Below are 23,125 nucleotides of genomic sequence, written 5' to 3'. Positions count from 1 at the left end.
CCACACTTCAACCATGGCAACCCGGTTTGCAGCACTCTTCTGACTGACAGCCGATGAGACCAAGAGGAGAACCCTGATGAAACGACTTGCAATCACTACCGCTTCCATCGTTCTGGCCCTGAGCGGCCTGACCGCTTGCTCCAGCAATCCCACCAATGCCCAGATCGGCACCGGCGTAGGCGCTGTTGCCGGTGGTGTGTTGGGTGATGCCGTGTTCGGCTCGACCTTGGGTACCATTGGCGGTGCTGCTGCCGGCGCCTATTTTGGTAACCAGGTCGGCGACAACATGGATGGCAACCGCCGCCGTCGTTAAGCCTTGAACCCGGGGGCCTTATCGGCCCCTCAGGTATTCCCGGCTATCTGCCCGCTGCCATCAGCAGCACCAGCACCAACAAAACCGCCAGTGCGGTGAACAGGATTTTTACCCAGCTATAGGGTTGCTCACCGGCCAACTGGCCGGTGTAGCCGTTGGCAAGAATCTGGTAGCTCTTGCTGCCATAGGTGTAGCCCACCAGCCAGACAGGCACCAGCACATGCTTGAAGCTGCGCCCCTGATATTTACGCTGCACCTGCAGGTTGCGGTAGGTATCGCCCGGTATCTGGCGCGCGCACAGGGCCTCTACCTGCTGGTCCATATCCCCTTCGTTGATCGTCGCGGCCCGGTTCAGGTCGACCTGGTAGCGCTCCACGGTCCAGCCGCGCACAAACTCGGGCGAATAGGGCTTGAGGTCCGTCCGCGTCGGGAAAGGCTCGACCTTCTGCAGCAGCCCCTGGTGCACCCCGACCGTGCCCGCAACCAGTTCATCGTCAAAGAAATGCTGCAGGCTGCCCGAGGCCGGCTCCCAGCGTACATGGCGTAACTGGCGCGTGCTGATGTTGCCATTGGCGTCGCGGTACTGCTCGGTGGTGTAGTAGTAAAAGCCGGCGTCCGCCCGCCACTGGGCCTGCACATGGGCGTCAAAGGTCCAGTACGGCAGGTAGATACCTTTGAGCGTATCGGTCAGCGCCGCGTTCTTGAACTTGTTGGGTGCAAACCAGCGGCTGCCATACCATTTGCGGATCAGGTCGCGCACCTGGCCATCGCTCACCTTGAACGGCAGCAGGCTTTGCGGCGTGATCGCATCGTTGCGCTCTTCATGTGCCTGGATGGCCGGTGAACCACAAAAATCGCAGCGCGACGCGACCCGCCCGTCGACAAAGACCGAAATCGCGCGGCAGTTCTGGCACTGGTACTCGCGCCGCGCCTCGCCCCAGCCGCGTCCGCTGGCGGGGTTGGCCAGCGCGGCGGCCAGGTCCTGCTCGACGATGTCACCGCCCAGCTGTTGCTGCTGCTCGTCGGTCCAGGGCACCACCGTGCCGCAGTAGGGGCACTTGAGCGACTGCGCCTTGGCATTCCATTCCAGATTGCCGCCGCATTCGGGGCAGACATGCCTGGCCACCATCGAGGTCGGTGGCGGCGCAAAGGGGTCGGTGGCGGGAGTGGGTGAATTCACGGTCAAACTCAGCGTTGGCGCACAGCAGGTCTGCGCCACGGGCTCTCAAAACGGGGGCACGCCAACGCACATGCACCGGCAAAGCAGCGGTACATGCGCGGTGAGTGCAGATTTATCCGCGCAGGAATTCGTTCAGCGATTCCTGCGAGATGCGCCAGGCGCTGCCAATCTTGCGGCCCTTGAGCGCGCCCGACTCCAGCTCAGTCAGCACATCCTGCACCGTCACGCCCAGCGCCTGGGCCGCCTGCTCGGGCGTCAGCACCTGCAGGCCGGCGCCGGCGGCCGCAGCCGCAGCGGGCGCCGCTTGCGCAGCCTGTGCGGCAGCGGGCGAGAAGGGGTCAGCTGCAGCAGCGCCAGAAGGCTGCTGCATCCCCTTCATCATCTCCTGCGCCATGCCAAAGCCCATCGCCATGGTCGCGGGGATGGTGGCCGCCGCTGCGCCTTCGCCGCCGTTGGCCATCGCCTGGCCCATCTGGTACTTCACATAGTCGTTCAAGTTGCCGATCGCGCTCATCGACGAGCGCTTGTCGATCGCCTCTTCGACTTCGGGCGGCACCGAGACGTTTTCCAGCAGGAAGCTGGTGATCTCCAGGCCGTATTTTTCGGTAACGGCCGGGTTGATCAGCTGCAGCAGTGCATCGCCCATCTCGGTGTAGCGCTGGGCCACATCAAGCACAGGCACCTGGGCGCGGGCCAGTGCTTCGCTGAAGATGCTGACAATGCGCGAGCGCATCGTGTCGGCAAACTCGTCGAGGCGGAAATTCTGGTCCGTGCCCGCCACCTCCTTGAGGAACTTGGCTGGCTGGACAATGCGGAAGTCATAGGTGCCGAAGGCGCGCAGGCGCACAACACCGAAGTCCTTGTCGCGCATCATCACCGGGTTGGAGGTACCCCATTTGTTGCCGGTGAAGAGGCGCGTATTGACGTAGTAGACATCGCACTTGAAGGGCGAATTGAAGCCGTACTTCCAGCCGCGCAGGGTCGACAGAATCGGGATATTCTGCGTCGTCAACTGGTGGCGGCCGGGGCCGAACAGGTCGGCGAACTGGCCTTCGGAGACAAACTGCACCTGCTGCGATTCGCGCACGATCAGCTGGGCGCCGTTCTTGATTTCCTTGTCCTCATCGGGCCAGCGGTACGACAAGGTATCGCGCGAGTCATCGGTCCACTCGATGATCTCGATCAGTTGCTTGGTGATGATGTTCATGAGGTTCATCGGGGATCCTTGGCCAAAAGAGGATGAAAACCAAGCCATTCTAGAGCCACTGCCCGCTCGCGGCCATGCCAATCTGGGCCCGCACAGCAAAACAGCCGCAAAGCGGCTGTTCTCAGAGCGGATGGTGAACGCCTGCTATCAGGCGCCGCAACATTTCTTGAACTTCTTGCCGCTGCCGCAGGAGCAGGGGTCATTGCGGCCGGGCACCTCGCCCTTGACGATGGTGGCCTGGCGCGGGCCCATGCTCTTCCAGATCTGGCGCAGGTCATACACCGCCCAGATCGCCTCACCAAAGGTCTCCACGCGCTCCTGGCTGGTGCTGGCCGGGCCGTTTTCGTCGTACATGCAGACGGTGGGAGTGCCGGTGTCATCCTCGGTCAGGGCCACCACCGATTCGAGCGCGTCGTTCAGCCAGCGGGCCGCTTCCTTGTCGCGCGGTGCGATCCACTCATCGGCCCAGTTTTCCACGACAAACATGAAGCCCAGCGCCCAGACCTGGCCAAACGAGGGGATCTCCTGGCCGTCCAGCTCCTGGCGCTCTTCCTCGGGCAGGCTGGCAATGGCGCCGCGCATGTCCATCGCATCGGGCTGGAAGGTGTCATCGTCTTCGAGGCTCTTGACATCGGCGTCAAGCTGGCCCGTCACTTCGTTCCAGCGGATCTGCCACAGTTCCAGAAAGCGGTCCTGCTGGGCGCGGTCCTTGAAGGCCGGCAGCAGCGGCAGCTTGCCGTCCGCATCGCGCTCCAGCAGCTCGCCATCGCCCACCAGCATCGGCAGAAACTCCTCGACCGGCACCGCGCGGCGCGTGCAGACCAGCGCGGTGAGTGCGCCGTCGGCAAATTCCCACTGCGGAATTTCTTCGGCGCGCGTGCGCATGTCTTCCAGGATCTGGTCGATCTCGGTCAGCTGGTCGTCATTCAATCCATCGGGGATCTGGGGCTGGGTCATCGGTGCTCTCTCAATAGGGGGCCGCACAGCACAAACCCCTGCACGCTTGCAATGCCACCAGCGCCCCCTATGATGGGTCTGGTTTTGTAACAACATTGCAATGGCAGACGGCCGCTGCGCCAGGCAGGGCCTGCAGTGTAGCGCCAGCCAGGCGCCTGTGCTGCAGCCCGGGATTTGCGCGCGCTTTTGGGCCGTCTGACCTGCACAGACACCCCCATGAACCAGCTCAACAAGATTTTTCCCGTCCGCTACACCGTGATGGTGCTGTGCATGCTCCTGCTGGTCGCCGGCATCATCGCGCTGGTGCTGCAGGCCAGCGCCTGGTGGTGGCTGGCCGTGCTGGCCGGCGCCGCGCTCACGCTGCTGGGCCTGCGCGACCGGCGCCAGACGCGCCACGCTATTTTGCGCAACTACCCGGTCATCGGTCATATGCGCTTTTTCCTGGAGTTCATCCGCCCGGAGATGCGCCAGTACTTCATCGAAAGCGACACCGAGGCCCTGCCCTTCTCGCGCGCCCAGCGCTCGCTGGTCTACCAGCGCGCCAAGGGCGATCCGGACAACCGCCCTTTTGGCACCTTGATGGATGTGGGCGCACGCGGCTATGAATGGGTCAACCACTCGATGGCGCCCACGCGGCTGGACGGCCATGATTTCCGTGTCTGGATCGGCGGCTCGCCCGATGCGCCGTCGCAGTCGGTGGCGCCCTGCACCCAGCCCTACCATGCCAGCGTTTTCAACATCTCGGCGATGAGCTTTGGCGCGCTGTCGGCCAATGCCATCCTGGCGCTGAACAAGGGCGCGCAGATTGGCGGCTTTGCCCATGACACCGGCGAAGGCTCGATCAGCCAGCACCACCGCGTGCACGGCGGCGACCTGATCTGGGAGGTGGCCTCGGGTTACTTTGGCTGCCGCAATGACGACGGCAGCTTCAGTGAAGAGCGCTATATCGCCAACGCCACCCAGCCCCAGGTCAAGATGATCGAGCTCAAGCTCAGCCAGGGCGCCAAGCCCGGCCATGGCGGTGTGCTGCCCGGCGCCAAGGTCACGCCCGAGATTGCCGCGGCGCGCGGCATTCCGGTGGGCATCGACTGCATCTCGCCGGCCCGGCACAGCGCCTTCTCCACGCCCGAGGAGATGATGCACTTCATCGCCCGCCTGCGCACGCTCTCGGGCGGCAAGCCCACCGGCTTCAAGTTCTGCCTGGGCCACCCCTGGGAGTGGTTTGCCATCGTCAAGGCCATGCTCAAGACCGGCATCACGCCGGACTTCATCGTCGTCGACGGTGCTGAAGGTGGCACCGGCGCAGCGCCTGTCGAATTCACCGACCATGTCGGCGTGCCGCTGCAAGAAGGCCTGCTCTTGGTGCACAACACCCTGATCGGCGTGAACCTGCGCGACCGCATCAAGCTGGGTGCCGCCGGCAAGGTCATCACTGCCTTTGACATCACCCGCATGATGGCGCTGGGCGCCGACTGGTGCAATGCCGGCCGGGGCTTCATGATGGCGCTGGGCTGCATCCAGGCCCAGACCTGCCACACCGGCAACTGCCCCACCGGCGTCACCACGCAAGATGGCGTGCGCCAGCAGGCCCTGGTCGTGCCCGACAAGGCCACGCGCGTGGCCCAGTTCCACAAGAGCACCCTGCATGCGCTGCAGGAGCTGGTGCAGGCCGCCGGCCTCCAGCACCCTTGCGAGCTCAATGCCCACCATATCGTGCGCCGCATCAGCGACACCGAGGTGCGCCTGCTGTCCAACCTGCTGCTGCAGGTGCGGCCCGGCGCGCTGCTCGACGACCTGGCGCACCAGCACGATGTCTTTCGCACCTACTGGCCGCTGGCCAGCGCCGAGAGTTTCCAGCCGCTGGCGCAGCCCCATGTCAAACCCTCGGCACCGGCCGACCACCAGGACATGGTGCCCCAGGCCGCCGAGGCTTCTTGAGCGCGCAGCGATAATGCAAGGTTTTCACTGTTGCTGGAGTGGCCGCTGCGGCGTGCGCCCCGCTTGCGCATGACCGATACCGCTTCCCCCTTACAGCCCCCTGCCCCCGCTGGCGCCCCGCCCGGCGCCGCATCTGCCGAGCGCCCGGACTATGCCGCATTTTTGCAGCAGCACCTGGCCAGCCAGACCTTCAATGTGGTGCGCTATGAGCTGCCGGCCGAATCGGTCTGGCTCAAAAAAGCCGGCCCGGCAATAGCCGCCTGGCGCTACCGGACCTTGGGCCTGCTCTCGCGCTGGCTGGATGTGCCGGTGCTACAGCCCGTGGTCAACCCCGGCGGGCAAGCCGCTATTGCGACCGAGGTGCGGCGCCTGCGCGACCTGCATGCGCGCGGCCTGCGCGTGCCGCTGGTGCTGGCCGATGCGCCCGAGGGCTTTCTGATGCGCCACCTGGGCCTGCCCGGCGGCAATACCCCGTCGCTCAGCGACGAAATCGAGGCGGCAGCCCGCCAAGCCCCCGCCAGCACCCTGGCGCTGTGGCAGCAGGGCTTTGCCGCGCTGCAGCGCGTGCATGCCAGCGGCACCTGCCTGAGCCAGGCCTTTGCCCGCAACATGGTGCGCTGCCCCGATGGCGTCATTGGCTATATCGACTTTGAAGACGACCCGCTGGCGACCTTGCCGCCTGCGCTGTGCATCGTCAAGGATGCGCTGTGCTATGCGCATTCCACCGCGCTGTTCCTGGACAATGCCGGCACCCTGGAGGCCGCACGTGCCGATTGGCATGGCTGGCTGGCGCAGACCGATCCTGCGGTGCGCGCCGCGCTGGAGCGCACCGTGCAGCAGATGCGCTGGGTCGGCAAGCTGCCCAACCAGCGCAAGCTGGGGCGCGATACCTTGCGCCTGCGGGCGATGTACGGGCTGCTGCGCCCACTGCCCTGACCACCGGTTCGCGGCATTTCTCAGACAAAAAAATGGCCTGCATCTGCAGGCCATTCCTTTTGGAGCGAGGCGCTATCAGCCCTTGGCGGTATCCACCACCGGCACCTGCACGGGCGCGCTCTCCAGCACGGTTTCGTTGTTCAGCACCGCGTTGAGCTTGGTATAGTCCAGCGCGTTTTCCCAGCGCGAGACCACCACGGTAGCCACGGCATTGCCGATGAAGTTGGTCAGCGAACGGCACTCGGACATGAAACGGTCCACGCCCAGAATCAGCGCCATGCCGGCCACTGGCACTTCCGGCACCACGGCCAGGGTGGCAGCCAGCGTGATAAAGCCCGCGCCGGTCACGCCCGCAGCGCCCTTGGAGCTGAGCATCGCCACCAGCAGCAGCGCAATCTGGTGTCCCAGGGTCAGGTGGGTGTCGGTCGCCTGGGCGATGAACAGCGCCGCCAAGGTCATGTAGATATTGGTGCCATCGAGGTTGAACGAGTAACCGGTAGGCACCACCAGCCCCACCACGGACTTGCTGCAACCGGCCTTTTCCATCTTGTGCATCAGCGATGGCAGCGCCGATTCGGACGACGAGGTACCCAGCACCAGCAGCAGCTCATCCTTGAGGTAGCGGATCAGCTTGAGCACCGAGAAACCGCAGGCACGGGCCACGGCACCCAGAATCACCAGCACAAAGAGCAGCGAGGTGATGTAGAAGGTCGCGACCAGCTCGGCCAGGTTCAAGAGCGAGCCCAGACCGAACTTGCCGATCGTGAAAGCCATCGCGCCAAAGGCACCGATGGGCGCGAGCTTCATCACGATGTTGACCAACTTGAAGACGGGCTTGGTCAGCGATTCGAGCAGGTTGAGCACGGGCTTGCCGCTGTCACCGACCATGGCCAGCGACACGCCAAACAGCACTGCCACCAGCAGCACTTGCAAAATGTTGTCGCCGACAAAGGGGCTGATCAGCGTCTTGGGGATGATGTCCATGACAAAACCGGTCAGGGTCATGTCATGCGACTTGGCCACATAGGAGCTCACTTCCTTCTGGTCCAGATCGGCCACATTGATGTGCATGCCGGCGCCCGGCTGCATCACATTGGCCACGATCAGGCCCACGATCAGCGCCAGGGTCGAGAAGGTCAGGAAGTACACCATGGCCTTGCCAAACACGCGGCCCACGGTACTCAGGTGCGTCATGTTCGCAATGCCGGTCACGATGGTCAGAAAGATCACCGGCGCGATGATCATCTTGATCAGCTTGATGAACGCATCACCAAAGGGCTTCATCGCCGCACCATATTGGGGCTCGAAATGCCCCAACAAGACACCGATGGTGATACCGATAATCACCTGGAAGTACAAAGTCCGGTAAAAAGGCGGCGCCTGGACGGGCGCCTGGCTGGCGGTGGTATCAATCTGCATGGTGGGGCTCCAAAGATGCTCGGCACCAACTCGGTGCGCTGAGGCGCGTTTGTATCCCAGCCCTTACAGATTGCCCATTAGACATTAGTATTAGGCGCCGCCTTCCCAGAGCTACGGAAAACCCATACTTCGGGAAAATACCTAGGCCTCCGTTACACCTTAACTATGATTCCCCGCCGCTCCCTGCGATCCCTGTGGACCTTCTGCGCGGTGCTGATGAGCACGGTGGCTGCCGCTGCAGGCGCCTGGCACTGGATGCTGCAGCACAGCCTGGCCGAGGAAAACCTGCAGGCCCACCGCCAGCTCGTCCTATATGCGCAGGCGCTCAGCCAGCGCCTGGACCGCTACCGGGTGCTGCCCGATGTGCTGGCGCTCGACGCCGAGCTGCGCGAGGCGCTGACCCACCCGCAAAGCCCCGAGCAGGTGCTGCGCCTCAACCGCAAACTGGAGCAGGCCAACGGCGCGAGCCTGGCCTCCACCCTCACCTTGATCGATGCCCAGGGCGTGGCGCTGGCCGCCAGCAACTGGCGCAGCCCTTCGAGCAATGTGGGCGAGGACTACAGCTTTCGCCCCTATGTGCAACTGGCGCTGGCCCAGGACAAGGGCAGCTTCTACGGCATTGGCATGACCACTGGCGAGGCCGGTTATTTCCTCTCGCGCGCCATCAGCAGCGATGCCGGTGGCCAGCACCGGGTGCTGGGCCTGATCGCGATCAAGATCGTGCTGCTGGAGCTCGAGCGCGAATGGATCCAGAACCCCGACATCGTGCTGGCCAGCGATGCCAATGGCGTCGTGTTTCTGGCCAGCAACGAGGACTGGCGCTACCGCAAGCTCAAGCCCATCGATGCCCGTGCGCAGCAGGAGATGGACCGCACCCAGCAGTACCGCAGCCAGCCGCTCAAGCCCATGCGCTATGCGCAGGAGCAGCCGCTGGACGAAGGCGGCGCGCTGGTGCAGTGGCAGGACCCGGGCGTGGGCCGCAAGCTCTGGCAAACCGTGACCTTGCCCGAAACCGGCTGGCAGCTGCATATCCTGCATGATGTGGACAACAGCGTGGCGTCGGCCTGGTGGGCCGCTGGCGCGGCGGGCGGCAGCTGGCTGGCGCTGTCGCTGCTGCTGCTCTATGCGCGCCAGCGCCAGCGCCTGTCGGCCTTGCGCCAGCGCAGCCGCGAAGAGCTCGAGGCCCTCTTGAAGCAACACGCGCAGGAGCTGCGCACTGCGCAAGATGGCATCGTGGCCGCCGCCCACCAGGCCGATGCCGGCCACAGCCAGAGCCTGGAACACCTGCCCCAGGGCGTGGTGGTGATCGATGCCGCGCTGAACCTGGTCGCCTGGAACTCGCGCTACATGGAGCTGTTCCGGCTGCCGGCGGGCCTGTTGAAAGTGGGTATGCCGGTCGAGGAGCTGTACCGCTACAACGCGCGCCGGGGCCTGCTGGGCTCGGGCGACATCGACGAGGCCATCGAGCGGCGCATGCAGTTTTTGCGCAGCGGCAAGCCCCATGCGCGCGAGAGCGAAAAGGCCGACGGCACGGTACTGGAGATCCGCGGCAACCCCCTGCCCGATGGCGGTTTTGTGACCAGCTATGCCGACATCACCAGCTACAAGAACGCCGCGCGCGAGCTGCGCTCCCTGGCCGATGCGCTGGAAAAGCGCATTGCCGACCGCACCGAAGACCTGGCCCAGGCCAAGCGCGAGGCCGAGCAGGCCAACCGCTACAAATCCAAGTTTGTCGCCGCCGCCGTGCATGACCTGCTGCAGCCGCTGAACGCTGCGCGCGTGTTTGCCTCGCTGCTGCGCCAGCATGTGCAGGGCGACAAGGCCTTGCAGCTGGCCAGCGATGTCGAAGGTGCGCTGGCCTCGCAGGACGACATCCTGAACAGCCTGCTCGATATTGCACGCATGGAATCGGGCCAGCTCGAGGTGAACCGCCGCGACTTTGCGCTGCAGCCCATGCTGGCCCAGCTGGGCAGCAGCCTGGGCGTGCTGGCCCAGGGCCATGGCCTGCAGCTGCAGGTCATGGCCTGCCGCGCGGTGGTGCACAGCGACGAGGCGCTGCTGCGCCGCATCGTGCAGAACTTTCTCTCCAACGCCATCCGCTACACGCGCCAGGGCCGCATTGTGCTGGGCTGCCGCCGCGTCGGCCAGCATCTGCGCATCGAGGTGCATGACCAGGGCCCGGGCATCCCCGAGAGCCTGCACCGCGAGATTTTTGAAGAATTCCGCCGGCTGGAGACTGGCCGCCAGCATGAGCGCGGCGCCGGCCTGGGCCTGGCCATTGTCGAGCGCCTGGGGCGCCTGTTGCAGCACCCGATTGGCCTGCGCTCGGCGCTGGGCCGGGGTTCGGTCTTCTGGGTCGAGGTGCCATTGAGCCAAACCGCCTGGGCCCCGGAGCCCGCGCGCGAGCCCATGGAGGCAGCACCTGCGGTCGCCAACGCCGCACCGCTGCAAGGCGCCAGCGCCTGGTGCATTGGCCCGGCCGCCATCGCCGGCGCCGCCCCACTGCTGCAGCGCTGGGGCTGCCAGGTGGTGCACCAGGCCGATACCGACGCGGCCTTGGCACAGGCCCAAAGCTGCCAAGACGGGTGGCCGGCTTTGCTGGTGGTGGATGCGGCGCATGCCACGCCAGCAGCAGTCCGTGCTTTGCAGGCCTGCGGGCCCAAGGCGCCGGGCGTTGTCTGGCTCAGCACCGATGCGGGCCAGCAGGATGCCGCCAGCCAGCAGGCCAGTGCGCTGGGTTGGGGGGTGCTGACGCAGCCCGCGCGGCCGGCGGCGCTGCGTGCGCTGGTCGGCCAGCTGCTGCTACGCCAGCGCTGAATCGCCTGTGGGCAAGCCGCCATCGGCCTCCAGGTTTCGCACCAGCACGGCAACCTGGGTGCGGCTGTGGCAGCCGAGCTTTTTCAGGATCGCAGTCACATGCACCTTCACCGTGTGCTCGGTCACGCCCATCTCCTGCGCAATCTGCTTGTTGAGCAGGCCATCGGCGAGGTACAGCAGGGTCTTGAACTGGTGCGGTGTCAGCTGCGCCATGCGGGCGGCCAGCTCGGCGTCTTCCTGCGACAGCTCGGCGGCCATTGAGGGGAAGACCGTGTCGCCCTCCAGCACCGCCTCGATCGCTGCGGCGATCGCGTCGGCGGCGGCGGCCTTGGAGATAAAGCCCGAGGCGCCAAACTGCTGGGCGCGGCGGATGATGCGCGGGTGGTCGTTGGAGGAGATAACCACCACCGGCAGCTGCGGGTAGGCGCCGCGCACATGCAGCAGCGCCGAAAAGCCATGCGTGCCCGGCATCGTCAGATCGAGCAGCACCAGCTCGATGCCCGGGTGCGCCGCCAACGCCGCGCTGAGCGAGCTGGCACTGGAGGCTTCGAGCACCTCGAAGGCGCCAAAACGCCCCCGGATCACCTGCACCACGGCAGCGCGAAACAGGGGGTGGTCATCGGCAACAAGCAAGGCGGGAGGGGACATAGGCGATAGTCTGCCATGGCTTGGCTCCAACTGTGCGCCGCGCCCCCTCCCAAAGCCCGGCAGTGCGGTGGTGTTTAGACCTCAATCCATCGAGATCTTGGCCGCATCCACAATCGATTTCCAGTGCGCCGCATCGCGCGCGAGCAGCGGCTTGAACTCGGCCGGCGTCGAGCCCACAGGAATCAGGCCCATGTCCAGCAGGCGCTTGCTGATCTCGGGCATCTTGACGATGGCAGCCAGCTCGTTGCCCAGCTTGTCCACAATCGGCTGCGGGGTGCTGGCCGGTACAAAATAGCCAAACCAGCCATTGGCCTCAAAGCCGCTGTAGCCAGCCTCGGCCATCGTTGGCACATCGGGCAACGCCGGGTGGCGCTGCGCGCCCGTGACCGCCAGGATGCTGACCTTGTCCGATTTGATATGCGGGTAGGCAGCGGCCGCATCGATAAAAGCCGATTCGAGCTGGCCGCCGAGCATCGCCGCCATCTCCGGGCCCGAGCCCTGGTAAGGCACATGCACCATGTCGATGCCGGCTTTGAGCTTGAGCTGCTCGCCATGCAGGTGTGACGAGGTGGCATTGCCGTAGGAGCCATAGTTGAGCTTGCCCGGCTGGGCCTTGGCCTTGGCGACAAACTGCTGCAGGCTGGTGATGCCCGAGCTGCGCGGCACAAACACCAGGTCGGCCGACTTGACCGCCTGCGACACGGGCGCCAGATCGCTCAACTGGTAGGGCACCTTCTTGTACAGCGCCGGGATCTGCACCAGCGCGGTGATGCCCAGCAGCACCGTGTAGCCATCGCCCGGCGCCTTGGCCACCAGGTCGTTGCCCATCATGCCGCTGGCTCCGGGCTTGTTGTCCACAATCACCGGCTGGCCCCAGCGCTGCGACAGCTGGGTGCCCATCAGGCGGGCAATGATGTCGGTGCCCCCTCCTGCGGGGTAGGGCACCACCAGGCGGATGGGCTTGCTGGGGTAGTTGTCAGCGGCCAGGGCGCTGCCCGTGGCGAGCATCAGGGCAGCGCAGGCGGCAGTGGTGAGCACACGGCCCAGGGCCGAGCGGCGGTTTTGCATGGTTTGTCTCCTTGTTGCTGGTTATGCCGCTGGCGCGCTCTGTGGCGTGCTCGGGGCGCTGGTCATGGTCAAAGCGTTCTGGCAATGATTTCCTTCATGATCTCGTCGCTGCCGCCGTAGATGCGGCCAATGCGGGCATCGGTCCAGGCCCGGCCGACCTGGTACTCGGTCATATAGCCGTAGCCGCCGTGCAGCTGCAAAAATTCGTCAAGCAGCTTGTTCTGCAGCGCCGTCGCATTGAGCTTGACCATCGCTGCGCGGTCCGGTGTCAGCTCGCGCGTCAGGTGCAGGCGCATGCAGTCATCGACAAACACGCGCAACATCGTCGCCTGGGCCTTGGCCTCGGCCAGCTTGAAGCGGGTGTTCTGGAACTCAAACACCGTCTGGCCAAAGGCCTTGCGCTCGCGGGTGTAGTCCACGGTCTTTTGCAAGAAGGCCTCGATCGACATCGCAGCGCGCACCGCCACCACCAGGCGCTCCTGCGCGAGCTCGTGCATCAGGTACTTGAAGCCCATGTTCTCTTCGCCCAGCAGGTTGTCCACCGGCACGCGCACGTTGTCAAAGAACAGCTCCGAGGTGTCCTGCGCCATGAGACCGATCTTCTCGAGCTTGCGGCCCTTGGCAAAACCGGGCGTGCCGTCTTCCACCACGATCAGCGATACGCCCTTGGCCCCCAGATCGGGCGCCGTCTTGCAGACCACGACGACGATCTCGGCATTGATGCCGTTGGTGATAAAGGTCTTGGCGCCATTGATCACATAGTGATCGCCGTCACGCTTGGCCGTGGTGCGCACCGATTTGAGGTCGCTGCCCGCGCCGGGCTCGGTCATCGCAATCGCGCCGATCATCTCGCCCGCTGCCATCTTGGGCAGCCAGCGGTCCTTCTGCGCGCTGTTGCCATAGGCATGGATATAGGGCGCCACGATGTCCGAGTGCAGCGGAAAGCCCAGGCCGCTGGCACCCGTGCGGGCAATCTCTTCGATCAGCACCGCCGCATGGCCAAAATCGCCCCCGCTGCCATAGGGTTCGGGCAGCATGGTGTTGAGCAAGCCCTCGCGGCCTGCCTTGCGCCAGACCTCCTTGGGCACAATGCCATCGCGCTCCCACTGCGCATGGAAGGGCACGATCTCCTTGTCAAAGAAATGGCGGACGGCATCACGAAATTGCACATGGTCTTCGCGGAACACGCTGCGTTGGGTCAGGTCTTGCATGGTGGTCAAAGGGTGAAAGGAAGAGAAATGAATGAGGGGCATCAGCCCTGGGGGCCGCTGCTACTGCGCAGGCCAAAACCCGCCTGCGGCGCCTCCTTGAAACGGTCCTTGAGCACGCGGCGCAGCAGCTTGCCGGTCTCCAGCCGGGGCAGGCTGGCCTCAAACACCAGGCGCTGGGGCCGCTTGACCTTGGACAGGCTGCCAGCGGCCTGGTCGACGATCGCGCGGGCCATGGCCTCGTCGGGCGCAAAGCCGGGCTTGAGTACCACGACGGCCAGGGTCTGCTCGCCAAAGTCCTCATCGGGCACGCCAACCACGGCCACCTCTTCCACGGCGGCATGCTGGGCCAGCGCGTTCTCAATCTCTTGCGGATAGAGGTTGACCCCGCCCGACAAAATCAGATCGGCGCGCCGGTCGCTCAGGAACAGAAAGCCTTCGGCATCGACATGGCCGATGTCGCCATAGGTGGCCCAGCCGCGCGCGTCGATGGCCTCGCGCGTCTTGCGCTCGTCATTGAGGTACTGGAAAGCGCCGCCGCCCGAGAAATACACGCGGCCCACCTCGCCGACCCCCAGCTCCTGGCCGTCGTCGCCAATGATATGCAGCTGGCCGCTGATGGCCCGGCCCACCGAGCCCGGCCGTGCACGCCATTGGGCCGAGTCGATCAAGGTGGTGCCGCAGCCTTCGGAGCCGGCGTAGTACTCCAGCAAGATGTCGCCCCACCAGTCCAGCATGCCTTGCTTGACGGCCACCGGGCAGGGCGCTGCCGCATGGATCGCCACGCGGTGGCTGTCCAGCCGGTAGCGGCGCTTGACCTCATCAGGGAGCTTGAGCAGGCGCCCCAGCATCGTCGGCACCCACTGGCTGTGCGTGACCTGGTAGCGCTCGATCAGCGCCAGCGCCTGCTCGGGGTCGAAGCGGCTCATGATGATGGCCGAGCCGCCGACATCCAGGGTGCGCAGGCTGTAGCGCAAGGGCGCTGCATGGTAGAGCGGCGCGGGCGAGAGGTAGACGGCGTCTTCATCAAACCGCATGCTGCGCATCCAGGCGGCGACCTCGGGATCGCGCTGCTGCCGATAGGCCGCTGCCAGCAGCGGCTTTTTGATGCCCTTGGGCCGGCCGGTGGTGCCGCTGGAATAGAGCAGATCGCGGCCCAGCGGGCGCGTGGCCAGGTCGATCTGCGCGCCCTGGGGCACGGCGGCCAGCGCATCGGCCAGGGGCGCCACGCCGGGCGTATCGCCATCGACCGAATAGCAGGCCAGCGCCAGGCCCTGCACGGCCTCCTGCGCGGTCGGCCAGGTCTTGCTGGAGACCAGCAGCATCCGGGCGCCGCTGTCCTGGGCGATATAGGCCACCTCGGCGGCCGTCAGGTGCGTGCTGATGACGGCCGCATACAGGCCGGCCAGCCGGGCGGCCAGCACCAGCTGCACGATCTCATAGCGGTTCTCCAGCAGCACCGCGATGGTCTCTTCGGCCTGCAGCCCCTGCTGCGCCAGCCACTGCGCCATCTGCTGGGCCCCCTGCGCTATCTCGCCTGCGGTGTAGCGCCTGCCGCTGTCGGCCTGCGTCAAAACCACCCGCTCGGGCTGGGCCTGGGCCCAGCTGAAGAAGTTGTGCATCTCCTCGGTCTCCGTGGTGCACAGGAGAGCGCTGCACGCAATCACCTGTGTTACATCTTTACTCTAATTTTGAATCAGTCGTCTCGAATTTCGAGATTTCACGGACAGTATCTGGCGTTTATTCGGAAATTTACTGCGGGTAAATACCAGTAGGTATTCGGTTTTTTGAAACCTATTATTAATTTAATGATCCACAAGTCTCATTAAATAATGAAAACACCCGTCATAGTCGATGCCATCCGCAGCCCCATGGCCCGGGCCAAGCCCGATGGCGCCCTGGCCGAACTCCACCCGGTTGATCTGCTCTCCCAGGTGCTGGAGCAACTGGTGGCGCGCAACCAGTTGGACCCCGCGACCGTCGATGACGTGATCTGCGGCTGCGTCAGCCAGGCCGGCGAGCAGGCCGGCACGCCCGGGCGCCTGGCCTGGCTGGCAGCCGGCCTGCCCGCCCATGTGCCCTCGACCACCATCGACCGCAAGTGCGGCTCCAGCCAGCAGGCGGTGCACTTTGCCGCCCAGGCCATCATGTCCGGCACGCAGGACATCGTTATCGCCTGCGGTGTTGAATCGATGAGCCGGGTGCCGATGGGCAGCTCGCGCATGGGCAAGAACACCACCGGCGCGCGTTTTGACGAGCGCTATGCACCGGGCCTCGTGGGCCAGGGCGTGTCGGCCGATCTGGTGGCCGCCAAATGGGGCCTGTCGCGCAGCGACCTGGATGCCTATGCCGCCCGCTCGCACCAGCGCGCCCATGCCGCGCAAAGCAGCGGCGCGTTTGCACGCGAGATCGTGCCCATCCGCAGCCCGCTCGGCCTCGTCAGTGCCGACGAGACCATCCGCGCCAGCACCACGGCCGAGAAGCTCGCCGGCCTCAAGGCCGTGTTCGAGAACGAAGAGCTCTCGGCCCGTTTCCCGCAGATCCAGTGGAGCACCACCGCCGGCAATGCCTCGCAGATGACCGATGGCGCCAGCGCCATGCTGATCATGAGCGAGGAGCGCGCGCTGCAGCTGGGCCTGCGCCCGCGCGCCCGCTTTGTGGCCTTTGATGTTGTGGGCGACGACCCGCTCTACATGCTGACCGCCCCCATCCCGGCCACCCAGCGCGTGCTGGCCAAGGCGCGCATGCAGCTGGCCGACATTGCGCACTACGAGATCAACGAAGCCTTTGCCTCGGTGCCGCTGGCCTGGCAAAAGGAGCTGGGTGCCGACGGCGAACGCCTGAACCCGCGCGGCGGCGCCATTGCGCTGGGCCACCCGCTGGGCGCATCGGGCATCCGGCTGATGACCACGATGCTGCATGCGCTCGAAGACAGCGGCCAGCGCTATGGCCTGCAGTCGATGTGCGAGGCCGGAGGCATGGCCAACGCCACGATTATTGAGGTGCTGCGCTAAAAGCCTCACAGCCCTCCGGGCTCCATCGGATTGAACGTTTGAACTGACAAGGATTGTTGAGATGCAATTGACTAAAGGAATGACCGCCCTCGTGACCGGCGGCGTATCGGGGCTGGGCGAAGCCAGTGCCGTAGCCCTCTTGGAGCGCGGCCTGAACGTGGTGGCGGTGGACCTGAACGAAGAGCGCGGCGCGGCCATGGAAAAGCAGTACGGCGGCCAGCTCCAATTCATCAAGGCCGATGTGGCCGATGCCGAGCAGATGCAAAAGGCGGTGTCGGCCGCCCAGGCCTGGGGCCAGTTCCGTGCGCTGGTGCATTGCGCCGGCATCGGCGGCCCGGTGCGTTTGATCGAGAAGGACGGCAGCCCCGGCTCGCTGGAAAAGTACACCAACATCATCCGCATCAACCAGATCGGCACCTTCAACACCCTGCGCCTCTCGGCCGTGGCGATGGCCCAGAACGAGCCGGTCGAAGGCGAGCGCGGCGCCTGCGTGCTGACCGCCTCGGTCGCGGGCTACGAAGGCCAGATTGGCCAGATCCCCTATGCCTCGTCCAAGGCCGCCGTCATCGGCATGACCATCGTCGCCGCCCGCGATCTGGCCTCCAAGATGATCCGCGTCTGCACCATTGCGCCGGGCCTGTTCGACACCCCCATTCTCGCCAAGCTGCCCGAGAACGTGCGCCAGTCGCTGGCCGCCTCGGTCCCCAACCCGGCCCGCCTGGGCCGCCCGCCCGAGTATGCGATGACGGCGCTGCACATTCTGGAGAACCCGATGCTGAACGGCGAAACCATCCGCCTGGATGGCGCCATCCGCATGCAACCGCGTTGAGGCGCACTGCCCTGCACCCAACAGTCTGTTGAAAGGTCCCCATGTCTGGCTCTGATACCGCAGAACTCCTGGTCGAAACCCGCGGCCCGGTGCTCATCATGCAGCTCAACCGCCCCCAGGCGCGCAATGCCGCCACCCTGGAGATGGCCGAGGCGATGGCCAGCGCGCTCGATGCGCTGGACAGCCAGCCGGACCTCAGGGTCGGCATCATCACCGGCGCGGGCGGCAGCTTTTGCGCAGGCATGGACCTCAAGGGCTTTTTGCAGGGCAAGCGCCCCAGCCTGCCGGGGCGCGGCTTTTGCGGGCTGACGATGCGGCCGCCGGCCAAGCCGCTGATCGCGGCGGTGGAAGGCTATGCGCTGGCCGGCGGCTTTGAGCTGGCGCTCGCCTGCGACCTGATCGTTGCCGCGCGCGACGCCCAATTTGGCCTGCCCGAAGTCAAGCGGGGCCTGGCCGCATCGGCCGGTGGCCTGCTGCGCCTGCCCAAACGCCTGCCCTACCACGTGGCGATGGAGTGCATTCTGACGGGCGACATGTTTGGCGCCGAGCGCTTTGCCCAGCTGGGCCTGGTCAACCGTTTGACCGCGCCCGGCGGCGCACTCGATGCCGCGCTGGCACTGGCCCAGACCATTGCCGCCAACGGTCCGCTGGCAGTCGCCGCGAGCAAGCAGGTAGCCAGCCAGTCGGGTGAATGGCCGCTGGCGGAGATGTTCGACCGCCAGGCCGTCATCACCGCGCCGGTCTTCAGCTCGCAGGACGCGCGCGAAGGCGCAGCCGCCTTTGCGGAAAAACGCCCACCGGTCTGGAAAGGTGCCTGAACCCCGTCCAGCCCGGAACTCTCAGTTGCACAGCCCTAGACGCGCCACAGAAGCGCGCAGCAGGAGACAAAACCATGCCACGTACCAGCCATCCACGCCAGCCCCTGCGGGCCTTGGCGGCCCTGGCGCTGCTCGCCAGCGCGCTCAGCGCCCATGCCGAGGCCAACTGGCCCACGCGCACCATCACCTTGATCGTGCCCGGCGCCGCAGGCGGATCGACCGATATCCCGGCGCGCCTGCTGGCGCAAAAGCTGGGCCAGCGCCTGGGCCAGCCGGTGATCGTCGACAACAAGCCGGGCGCCGGGGGCAGCCTGGGCGCCAGCCTGGTCGCGCGCGCCCAGCCCGATGGCTACACCGTGCTGGTGGGCAACAGCGGCTCCAATGCCATCAACTACACGGCCTATAAAAAGCTCAGCTACAAGCCCGGCGACTTTGCCCCGCTGACCGACATGATCTCGTTTGCCAACGTGCTGGTCGTGCCCGCCAAGTCGCCGATCCAGAGCCTGGATGCGCTGGTGGCGGCGGCCAAGGCGCAGCCGGGCAAGCTGTCGTTCTCGTCCGCCGGTGTGGGCCAGACCACGCACCTGATGGGCGAGCTCTTTAAGGAGCGCACCGGCACCGATGTGGTCCATATCCCCTACAAGGGATCGGCCCCCGGCACCATGGCGATCGTGACTGGCGAGACCCAGTTCATGTTCGACAACATGACCGCCTCCCTGGTCCATATCAACGACGGCAAGCTGCGCCCGCTGGCTGTTACAGGCGACCAGCGCGAGCCCGATCTGCCCGAGGTGCCGACGATGACCGAGCTGGGCATGCGCAACTTCAACCAGGTCGGTTGGATGGGCTTCTTCGTGCCCGCCAAGACCCCGCCCGAGGTGCAGAAAAAGCTGGCCGAGAACCTGCAGGCCGTCTTGCATGACCCCGACATCATGCGCCGCTACCGCGAGCTGGGCGGGCGCCCGGGCGGCATGCCGCAAGCCGGTTTTGCCAAGTTGGTGGCCGATGACCAGCAGACCTGGGGCGCGCTGATCCAAAGCCAGCAGTTGCAGCTGGATTGAGGCGAGCTGACGATGCCTGACACCTCCACCTCCACCTCCACCTCCACCGCTTCCCCACGCCCTGCGCTGCCGTTCTACTGGCCCAAAGGCGTCTCGCGCGATCTGCGCGTGCCCCGCATCACGCTGGACGACAACCTGAGCGCCTCGGCCCAGCGCTACCCCGACAAGGCCGCCATCATCTACGCGGGCGCCAACACCAGCTATGCCCAGCTGCTGGGCCAGGTGGAGGCGCTGGCCGGCTTCTTGCAGCAACGCCTGCAACTGGCACCGGGCCAGCGCGTGCTGCTGCAAAGCCAGAACTGCCCGCAGTTCGTCATCGCCTGCTATGCCATCTTCCGCGCCGGCGGCGTGGTGGTGCCGGTGAGCGCGATGACCACCGCCACCGAGCTGCGCTACTACGCCGACAACAGCGGCGCGCGCCTGGCCATCGTCGCCCAGGAGCTGTTGGCCAGCGCCCAGCCCTGTGTGGACGAGGGCCTGCTCGATGCGGTGATCGTCCACGCTTACAGCGACGCGCTGCCCACCACGCCGCCACCTGATGCCCTGCCCGACGTGGTGACCGCGCCGCGCCAGCCGCTGCCTGCCGGCCCCTACCATGGCTTTGCCGCAGCGCTGGCGCTGCAGCTGGCGCCTGGCCCGCGTGTGGCGCAGGCGGGCATGCTCGCCACCATCCCCTATACCTCGGGCACCACCGGCCACCCCAAGGGCTGCATGCACAGCCACCATTCGGTGCTGGCGTCGCTCACCGGCTCGCGCCTGTGGCGCGGCTTCAATGACGACCTGGTGTTTCTGTCGGTCGCGCCGATGTTCCACATGCTGGGCACGCAGTACGGCATGAACATGCCCATTGCCGTGGGTGGCACCGTGGTGATGATGCCGCGCTGGGATGCGCTGCTGGCTGCCCGGCTGATCGAGCGCCACCAGGTCACCGCCTGGACCGCGCCGCCCAGCATGGTGATCGACCTGTTCAGCCAAGCCGCTGCCCATGGGCTGGACCTGTCGAGCCTGGCCATGCTGGCCGGCGGCGGCGCGGCCATGCCCGAGGCCGTCTCGCAGATGCTGGCCGAGCGCTATGGCCTGCACTACAGCGAGGGCTATGGCCTGACCGAGACCGCCGCTTTCTTGCATGCCAACCCGCCGGGCCACACCAAGCGCCAGTGCCTGGGCGTGCCCACCCAGGGCGTGCATTCGATGGTCGTTGACCCCGAAACGCTGGAAGAGCTGCCCGCTGGCGAAGTGGGCGAGCTGGTCTCTAGCGGCGCGCAGGTGATGCAGGGCTACTGGCGCAATGACGAGGCCAACCGCGAGGCCTTTTTCGAGCGCCATGGCCGGCGCTACTTTCGCACTGGCGACCTGGCCTCGGTGGACGCGGACGGTTATTACTTCATGCGCGACCGCTTGAAACGCATGATCAATGCCAATGGCTACAAGGTCTGGCCCGCCGAGGTCGAGAACATGCTCTACAGCCACCCGGCCGTGCTCGAAGCCTGCGTGATCGCCGTGCCCGATGCCAAACGCGGCGAATCGGTCAAGGCCCTGGTGGTGCTACGCCCCGGCGCGCAGGCCTCGGCGGACGAGATCATCGGCTGGAGCCGCGCACAGATGGCCGCCTACAAGGTGCCGCGCGCGGTGGACTTTCTCGCCGCGCTGCCCAAATCCGCCACCGGCAAGATCCAGTGGCGCGCACTGCAGGAGGCGGCGCAGCAAGCCGCCGCCCCCTCCCATTCTTTGCATACGGAACACCCATGAGCTCTTTCTCCTTTCGCCACCAGCATGTGTTTGTCTCAGGCGGCAGCAGTGGCATCAACCTGGGCATTGCCAAGGCCTTCGCCCGCGCGGGCGCGCATGTCGTGGTCATGAGCCGCTCGGCCGACAAGGTGGCCCAGGCCGCCGCCGAGCTGGAGGCGCTGGGCGCCCAGGCCCTGGGCCTGAGCGCCGATGTGCGCGACCCAGCCGCCGTGCAGGCCGCGCTGGAACAGGCCCATGCCCGCTTTGGCCCCATCGATGTGCTGGTCTCGGGCGCGGCGGGCAACTTCATTGCGCCGGCCAAGGACCTGTCGCCCAACGGCTTCAAGACCGTTGTCGACATCGACCTCAATGGCAGCTTCCATGTGCTGCGCCTGGCCTACCCGATGCTGCGCAAGCCCGGCGCCAGCGTCATCAACATCTCGGCGCCGCAAGGCGTGAACCCGACGATGTACCAGGTGCATGCCTGCGCGGCCAAGGCCGGCATCGACATGATGACCAAGGTGCTGGCACTGGAATGGGGCGAGGACGGCATCCGCGTCAACAGCATCTCGCCCGGCCCCATCGGTGATACCGAGGGCATGCGGCGCCTGGCGCCCACCGCCGATGCGCTCGAGCGCGCCGTCTCCACGGTGCCGCTGCTGCGCATGGGCAGCACCGATGACGTCGCCCACATGGCGCTGTTCCTGTCGTCCGCGCTGGCCAGCTATGTGACCGGCGCCATCATCCCGGTCGATGGCGGCGCCGCGCTGCGTGGCGGGCGTGACATGCGCGCCTCGTACGTGCCCCGGAGCGCCGCATGAGCCGCCACTACGAACGCATCATTTTTGAGCGCCAGGACGGCGTGGCCACCTTGCGCTTCAACTACCCGGCCAAGCGCAACGCCTTTGACCCGCAGATGCGCGAGGAGATGGCCGAGGTGGTGCGCCTGGTGCAGACCGATGCCAGCCTGCGCGCGCTGGTGCTGACCGGCGTGGGCGAGCACTTTTGCTCGGGCGGTGACCTGGGCAATATTGCAGCATCTGGCCTGGACAATGCCGGCTGGCGCGCGCGGCTGTCCAGCCTGCACCACTGGCTCAAGGACCTGATGCTGCTGGACAAACCGGTGATTGCCGCGGTGGACGGCGCCGCCTATGGTGCGGGTTTTAGCCTGGCCTTGGCGGCGGACTTCATCATTGCGTCCGACCGGGCGCGCTTTGCGATGTCGTTTATCCGCGTCGGCGTGGTGCCCGACTGCGCGGCCTTCTACACCTTGCCGCGCGTCGTGGGCGTGCAGCGCGCGCGGGAGCTGATGCTCTCGGGCCGCGAGGTCTCGGCGCAAGAGGCCTTGCAGCTGGGCATTGCCAGCGAGCTGGTCGCCCCCGGGCAGCTGCAGGCACGGGCCCAGGCGATTGCGCACTGCTTTGTGGACGCATCGCCGGTGGCGCTGAGCTTGATCAAACGCTCGCTCGCGATGGCGGCGAACGACTTGCCCGCGCTGCTGGAGCAAGAGGCGAACGCCCAAGCGCTGGCCATGGGTACGGCCCAGCACCGCGAGGCCGTGCAGGCCTTTTTGAACAAGCAGCCTGCGCCCTTCCAGTGGCCTGCGCGAAGCTGAAAAAGCCCGCTTATTCGTTGCTGGCGCTGCCGCGCGTTTTGGGCGGCTCCATCGCATTGCGGCGGCTCATCCCTGCCCGCCCGGCCTTGCTCCAGTCATAGTGCTCGCCATCGGGCGTGCGGCCGTCTTCAACGGCGGCCACCCCTATTTGCCCGACCATGTCGCGCAGCTCGGACGACATCACCACATGCGCATGGCGCGGGTCGGCACGCAGGCGCTGGCATTGCGCCAGCGCCTCGCTCATCTGCTTGTCGCTATAGGCCAGGCACTGCGGCTGCCAGTCGGGCGGCACGCCCTCGGCATCCTCGGCCTTGTTGCGCAGGTAAAAAACCACGATGCCCATCGGCAGGTCCCTTCATCGGTGCCCAG

The 23,125-nt window shown here is 66.0% G+C and carries 20 protein-coding genes; 11 read left to right on the top strand and 9 right to left on the bottom strand.

All coding sequences use genetic code 11. The features are described 5' to 3' along the window. Nucleotides 1-76 precede the first annotated feature (76 nt). The gene (locus tag DCO45_RS13205) at nucleotides 77-313 is read left to right on the top strand and encodes a glycine zipper domain-containing protein (RefSeq protein WP_027010612.1); all 237 of its coding nucleotides are present in this window, start codon (nucleotides 77-79) and stop codon (nucleotides 311-313) included. Between the two features lie 43 nt (nucleotides 314-356). Here DCO45_RS13205 and DCO45_RS13200 read toward each other — a convergent pair whose 3' ends face one another. The 3 genes from DCO45_RS13200 to DCO45_RS13190 all read right to left on the bottom strand — a co-directional run bounded on the left by DCO45_RS13200 (nucleotide 357) and on the right by DCO45_RS13190 (nucleotide 3,657). Then, on the bottom strand, nucleotides 357-1,442 hold the full coding sequence (locus DCO45_RS13200; protein WP_116926277.1) for a TFIIB-type zinc ribbon-containing protein: 1,086 nt from the start codon (nucleotides 1,440-1,442) through the stop codon (nucleotides 357-359). Nucleotides 1,443-1,605: 163 nt separating this feature from the next. Then, the gene (locus tag DCO45_RS13195; RefSeq protein ID WP_116926276.1) at nucleotides 1,606-2,709 is read right to left on the bottom strand and encodes an SPFH and helix-turn-helix domain-containing protein; all 1,104 of its coding nucleotides are present in this window, start codon (nucleotides 2,707-2,709) and stop codon (nucleotides 1,606-1,608) included. Between the two features lie 138 nt (nucleotides 2,710-2,847). Continuing rightward, nucleotides 2,848-3,657, bottom strand: a complete 810-nt coding sequence (locus DCO45_RS13190; protein ID WP_116926275.1) for a UPF0149 family protein — start codon at nucleotides 3,655-3,657, stop codon at nucleotides 2,848-2,850. Between the two features lie 216 nt (nucleotides 3,658-3,873). On the opposite strand from DCO45_RS13190, the gene DCO45_RS13185 reads away from it, so the two are divergent. Together DCO45_RS13185 and DCO45_RS13180 are read left to right on the top strand one after the other, a co-directional pair. Beyond that, complete coding sequence (locus tag DCO45_RS13185) at nucleotides 3,874-5,595, top strand: FMN-binding glutamate synthase family protein (RefSeq protein WP_182343792.1); 1,722 nt, start codon at nucleotides 3,874-3,876, stop codon at nucleotides 5,593-5,595. 69 nt (nucleotides 5,596-5,664) lie between these two features. Next, nucleotides 5,665-6,531: a hypothetical protein gene (locus DCO45_RS13180; protein ID WP_116926391.1), complete on the top strand. Its 867-nt coding sequence runs from the start codon at nucleotides 5,665-5,667 to the stop codon at nucleotides 6,529-6,531. Nucleotides 6,532-6,606: 75 nt separating this feature from the next. On the opposite strand, the gene DCO45_RS13175 is transcribed toward DCO45_RS13180, so the two are convergent. Next, nucleotides 6,607-7,950, bottom strand: coding sequence for a dicarboxylate/amino acid:cation symporter (locus DCO45_RS13175; protein WP_165841196.1), 1,344 nt, complete (start codon nucleotides 7,948-7,950; stop codon nucleotides 6,607-6,609). Between the two features lie 255 nt (nucleotides 7,951-8,205). Between DCO45_RS13175 and DCO45_RS13170 the strand changes: the two genes are divergently transcribed. Then, nucleotides 8,206-10,767, top strand: a complete 2,562-nt coding sequence (locus DCO45_RS13170) for a PAS-domain containing protein (protein ID WP_243419354.1) — start codon at nucleotides 8,206-8,208, stop codon at nucleotides 10,765-10,767. Here DCO45_RS13170 and DCO45_RS13165 read toward each other — a convergent pair. From DCO45_RS13165 to DCO45_RS13150, 4 genes are all read right to left on the bottom strand, one after another. Continuing rightward, nucleotides 10,753-11,415: a response regulator transcription factor gene (locus DCO45_RS13165; protein WP_116926273.1), complete on the bottom strand. Its 663-nt coding sequence runs from the start codon at nucleotides 11,413-11,415 to the stop codon at nucleotides 10,753-10,755. The two genes, DCO45_RS13170 and DCO45_RS13165, sit on opposite strands and share 15 nt — an antisense overlap. Nucleotides 11,416-11,496: 81 nt before the next feature. After that, the gene (locus DCO45_RS13160) at nucleotides 11,497-12,423 is read right to left on the bottom strand and encodes a tripartite tricarboxylate transporter substrate binding protein (protein WP_243419353.1); all 927 of its coding nucleotides are present in this window, start codon (nucleotides 12,421-12,423) and stop codon (nucleotides 11,497-11,499) included. A 128-nt stretch (nucleotides 12,424-12,551) separates the two neighbouring features. Beyond that, a complete protein-coding gene (locus DCO45_RS13155) occupies nucleotides 12,552-13,694 on the bottom strand; it encodes an acyl-CoA dehydrogenase family protein (RefSeq protein WP_116926390.1) in 1,143 nt (380 codons plus the stop codon). A gap of 41 nt (nucleotides 13,695-13,735) precedes the next feature. Continuing rightward, on the bottom strand, nucleotides 13,736-15,313 hold the full coding sequence (locus tag DCO45_RS13150) for an AMP-binding protein (RefSeq protein ID WP_116926271.1): 1,578 nt from the start codon (nucleotides 15,311-15,313) through the stop codon (nucleotides 13,736-13,738). 210 nt (nucleotides 15,314-15,523) lie between these two features. Between DCO45_RS13150 and DCO45_RS13145 the strand changes: the two genes are divergently transcribed. The 7 genes from DCO45_RS13145 (at nucleotide 15,524) to DCO45_RS13115 (ending at nucleotide 22,756) form a co-directional block, all read left to right on the top strand. Next, nucleotides 15,524-16,705 carry a thiolase family protein gene (locus tag DCO45_RS13145; protein ID WP_116926270.1) on the top strand — a complete coding sequence of 394 codons (1,182 nt, stop codon included), beginning with the start codon at nucleotides 15,524-15,526 and terminating at the stop codon, nucleotides 16,703-16,705. A gap of 61 nt (nucleotides 16,706-16,766) precedes the next feature. Continuing rightward, entirely contained in the window at nucleotides 16,767-17,534 is a 768-nt protein-coding gene (locus DCO45_RS13140; RefSeq protein ID WP_116926269.1) for an SDR family NAD(P)-dependent oxidoreductase, read from the top strand. 41 nt (nucleotides 17,535-17,575) lie between these two features. Beyond that, the gene (locus DCO45_RS13135; RefSeq protein ID WP_116926268.1) at nucleotides 17,576-18,352 is read left to right on the top strand and encodes a crotonase/enoyl-CoA hydratase family protein; all 777 of its coding nucleotides are present in this window, start codon (nucleotides 17,576-17,578) and stop codon (nucleotides 18,350-18,352) included. A gap of 74 nt (nucleotides 18,353-18,426) precedes the next feature. Then, nucleotides 18,427-19,413 (top strand): tripartite tricarboxylate transporter substrate binding protein, encoded by a 987-nt coding sequence (locus DCO45_RS13130; protein WP_116926267.1) that lies wholly within the window; start codon nucleotides 18,427-18,429, stop codon nucleotides 19,411-19,413. Nucleotides 19,414-19,425: 12 nt separating this feature from the next. Further along, nucleotides 19,426-21,162: a long-chain-fatty-acid--CoA ligase gene (locus tag DCO45_RS13125; RefSeq protein ID WP_116926266.1), complete on the top strand. Its 1,737-nt coding sequence runs from the start codon at nucleotides 19,426-19,428 to the stop codon at nucleotides 21,160-21,162. After that, on the top strand, nucleotides 21,159-21,962 hold the full coding sequence (locus tag DCO45_RS13120; RefSeq protein WP_116926265.1) for an SDR family oxidoreductase: 804 nt from the start codon (nucleotides 21,159-21,161) through the stop codon (nucleotides 21,960-21,962). The genes DCO45_RS13125 and DCO45_RS13120 overlap by 4 nt, the downstream gene beginning before the upstream one ends. Beyond that, nucleotides 21,959-22,756 carry an enoyl-CoA hydratase/isomerase family protein gene (locus DCO45_RS13115; RefSeq protein ID WP_116926264.1) on the top strand — a complete coding sequence of 266 codons (798 nt, stop codon included), beginning with the start codon at nucleotides 21,959-21,961 and terminating at the stop codon, nucleotides 22,754-22,756. The genes DCO45_RS13120 and DCO45_RS13115 overlap by 4 nt, the downstream gene beginning before the upstream one ends. Nucleotides 22,757-22,766: 10 nt before the next feature. On the opposite strand, the gene DCO45_RS13110 is transcribed toward DCO45_RS13115, so the two are convergent. After that, complete coding sequence (locus tag DCO45_RS13110) at nucleotides 22,767-23,099, bottom strand: hypothetical protein (protein ID WP_116926263.1); 333 nt, start codon at nucleotides 23,097-23,099, stop codon at nucleotides 22,767-22,769. Between the last annotated feature and the right edge of the window lie 26 nt (nucleotides 23,100-23,125).

Source organism: Comamonas sp. JNW (assembly GCF_003105075.1).
Classification (GTDB): Bacteria; Pseudomonadota; Gammaproteobacteria; order Burkholderiales; family Burkholderiaceae_C; genus Comamonas; species Comamonas squillarum.
Note: the sequence above shows the minus strand (reverse complement) of the source record. Positions and strands in the feature narration are given on the sequence as shown.

Excerpts from the sequence above, each read along its gene's own strand:
- DCO45_RS13205 (WP_027010612.1), top strand. The coding sequence starts at position 77 with ATGAAACGACTTGCAATCACTACCGCTTCCATCGTTCTGGCCCTGAGC.
- DCO45_RS13200 (WP_116926277.1), bottom strand. The coding sequence starts at position 1,442 with ATGGTGGCCAGGCATGTCTGCCCCGAATGCGGCGGCAATCTGGAATGG.
- DCO45_RS13195 (WP_116926276.1), bottom strand. The coding sequence starts at position 2,709 with ATGAACCTCATGAACATCATCACCAAGCAACTGATCGAGATCATCGAG.
- DCO45_RS13190 (WP_116926275.1), bottom strand. The coding sequence starts at position 3,657 with ATGACCCAGCCCCAGATCCCCGATGGATTGAATGACGACCAGCTGACC.
- DCO45_RS13185 (WP_182343792.1), top strand. The coding sequence starts at position 3,874 with ATGAACCAGCTCAACAAGATTTTTCCCGTCCGCTACACCGTGATGGTG.
- DCO45_RS13180 (WP_116926391.1), top strand. The coding sequence starts at position 5,665 with ATGACCGATACCGCTTCCCCCTTACAGCCCCCTGCCCCCGCTGGCGCC.
- DCO45_RS13175 (WP_165841196.1), bottom strand. The coding sequence starts at position 7,950 with ATGCAGATTGATACCACCGCCAGCCAGGCGCCCGTCCAGGCGCCGCCT.
- DCO45_RS13170 (WP_243419354.1), top strand. The coding sequence starts at position 8,206 with ATGCTGCAGCACAGCCTGGCCGAGGAAAACCTGCAGGCCCACCGCCAG.
- DCO45_RS13165 (WP_116926273.1), bottom strand. The coding sequence starts at position 11,415 with ATGTCCCCTCCCGCCTTGCTTGTTGCCGATGACCACCCCCTGTTTCGC.
- DCO45_RS13160 (WP_243419353.1), bottom strand. The coding sequence starts at position 12,423 with ATGCTCGCCACGGGCAGCGCCCTGGCCGCTGACAACTACCCCAGCAAG.
- DCO45_RS13155 (WP_116926390.1), bottom strand. The coding sequence starts at position 13,694 with ATGCAAGACCTGACCCAACGCAGCGTGTTCCGCGAAGACCATGTGCAA.
- DCO45_RS13150 (WP_116926271.1), bottom strand. The coding sequence starts at position 15,313 with ATGCACAACTTCTTCAGCTGGGCCCAGGCCCAGCCCGAGCGGGTGGTT.
- DCO45_RS13145 (WP_116926270.1), top strand. The coding sequence starts at position 15,524 with ATGAAAACACCCGTCATAGTCGATGCCATCCGCAGCCCCATGGCCCGG.
- DCO45_RS13140 (WP_116926269.1), top strand. The coding sequence starts at position 16,767 with ATGCAATTGACTAAAGGAATGACCGCCCTCGTGACCGGCGGCGTATCG.
- DCO45_RS13135 (WP_116926268.1), top strand. The coding sequence starts at position 17,576 with ATGTCTGGCTCTGATACCGCAGAACTCCTGGTCGAAACCCGCGGCCCG.
- DCO45_RS13130 (WP_116926267.1), top strand. The coding sequence starts at position 18,427 with ATGCCACGTACCAGCCATCCACGCCAGCCCCTGCGGGCCTTGGCGGCC.
- DCO45_RS13125 (WP_116926266.1), top strand. The coding sequence starts at position 19,426 with ATGCCTGACACCTCCACCTCCACCTCCACCTCCACCGCTTCCCCACGC.
- DCO45_RS13120 (WP_116926265.1), top strand. The coding sequence starts at position 21,159 with ATGAGCTCTTTCTCCTTTCGCCACCAGCATGTGTTTGTCTCAGGCGGC.
- DCO45_RS13115 (WP_116926264.1), top strand. The coding sequence starts at position 21,959 with ATGAGCCGCCACTACGAACGCATCATTTTTGAGCGCCAGGACGGCGTG.
- DCO45_RS13110 (WP_116926263.1), bottom strand. The coding sequence starts at position 23,099 with ATGGGCATCGTGGTTTTTTACCTGCGCAACAAGGCCGAGGATGCCGAG.